Annotated in this window: 2 protein-coding genes; both read right to left on the bottom strand. The window is 66.6% G+C overall.

The annotated features are described in order from the left end of the window. Positions 1-666 (bottom strand): N-formylglutamate amidohydrolase (locus tag EN893_RS32790; protein ID WP_164901337.1); only part of this gene is annotated, 666 nt, incomplete at its 3' end. A gap of 16 nt (positions 667-682) precedes the next feature. Then, positions 683-1,675: aldehyde dehydrogenase family protein (locus tag EN893_RS32785; RefSeq protein WP_128362128.1), on the bottom strand; the 993-nt coding region annotated here is incomplete at its 5' end.

The raw sequence follows: 1,675 nt of genomic DNA, 5'->3' as shown, positions 1-1,675 counted from the left end.
GCCCTGCTCCAACCCGTGCCGGTTCAGCGTGTAGCCAACTGCCTGACGCCAGTCATACGGCTCGTTGTCGCCGATCCTCAACCCGGCCTCGGCGCCCCGCGCGCCAAGCGTTTTCAACACCGAGGTGACGAAGGGGGACTGCTCCCGCCACAGGACGCCGATGTCGACATTGCGCCTGACGCCGCCCATCACCGGGGTGAAGGAATGCACCGAGATCAGCGCCTGCCGGCCAGCCGCGGCGTCGATAACAGCCTGTTCGACCGGCGCCCAGGCGATCATCTTGCGCAGCCTGACATCGACTGCATCGGGCGCGAGATTGCCAGGCACCGGAATGCCGCCGAGATCCGGGCGCATGAAGTCCCATTCGCCGGCAGGCCGGTTGTAGTCGAGGAACAGCCGCGAATAATGCGCGACCACGGCCGGCGCCCGCAATGTCTGCGACAGCCGGCGCGTCAAGGCATCGATGCCGATGTCGACGGCGAAATGCGTGCCGAGATAGGGTGCTGCGAGGCCAAGGTCATGCCATGGCGCGGGCACCAGATTGCCCGCATGTTCGGCGATCAGCAGATAGGGGCTCGCCGCCTCGATCCGCAGCCGCTCGACACTGGCGGCGGCCAGCGCGGCGACTGCTCTCTCATCAAGCTCTGCAAGGCTCGCGGCGCTCACCGGGCCGTCCTCCGGATCAGCCGATGACGGAGCGGACATGATAGGCCTTGGCCGCTGTCGCCTCCGCCAGGCCGGCGCGGCCATTGGTGCGGCCGAGGCCGGAATTCTTGATGCCGCCCCAGGGTAGATGCAGGTCGGCGTGGTCGCAGCGATTGAGATAGACGGTACCGGCCTCGACCTCGTCGAGCAGCGCCACGCCGCGCTCGATATCTGTGGTCCAGATCGAGGCGCTGAGGCCGAAATCGCTGTCGTTCATCAGGCCGATCGCCTCGTCATCGCTGCCGACGGACTGGATGCAGGCCACCGGCCCGAACAGTTCGTCGCGCATGATCCGCATGCTGTGATCGACACCCACCAGCACTTCCGGCGCGACATAGGCGGCGCCAAGACCAGAGGCCTTGAGCGTTCCGTCTCGCGGCATCAGGCGCCGGGCTCCTGCCCGGACCGCCTGTTCGGCGAGATCGCGGATCGTGTCGGCGGCACTCGCCCGCACCACCGGGCCGACCATCGGCTTTTCGCCGATGGGATGGCCGATGGTCCATTTCGCCGTTTCGGCAACCAGCGCTTCGACGAAGCGGTCATGGATCGCCTGGTCGACATAGATGCGCTCGACCGAACAGCAGGACTGGCCGGCATTGGAATAGGTGCCCTCGGCGATCTGCGGGATCGTGGCTTCGAGATCGGCATCGGCGCGGATATAGGTCGGATCCTTGCCGCCGAGTTCGAGATGCACCTGTGTGAAGGTGCCGGCGGCGGCGGCATGGACGCTCCGGCCGCCATTGACCGAACCGATGAAATTCACCGCGTTGAAGGCGCCGGACGCAATCAGCTTCTCGGCATCGGCATGGTCGAGATGCAAGCTCTGGAAGACGCCCTCGGGGCCGCCGGCGGCACGGAAGGCCTCTTCCGCCAGTTCGGCAATCAGCGGCGTCTGCGGCGAATGCTTGAAGATCACCACATTGCCGGCCGCGAGCGGCGACGTCACGAGATAGCCGAGCATGGCGGTGGG

Origin of the sequence: Mesorhizobium sp. M7A.F.Ca.CA.004.04.2.1 (genome assembly GCF_004022825.1) — a bacterium.
Lineage (GTDB): Bacteria > Pseudomonadota > Alphaproteobacteria > Rhizobiales > Rhizobiaceae > Mesorhizobium.
The sequence above is the reverse complement of the archived record's forward strand: the minus strand, read 5'-3'. Positions and strand labels throughout refer to the sequence as shown.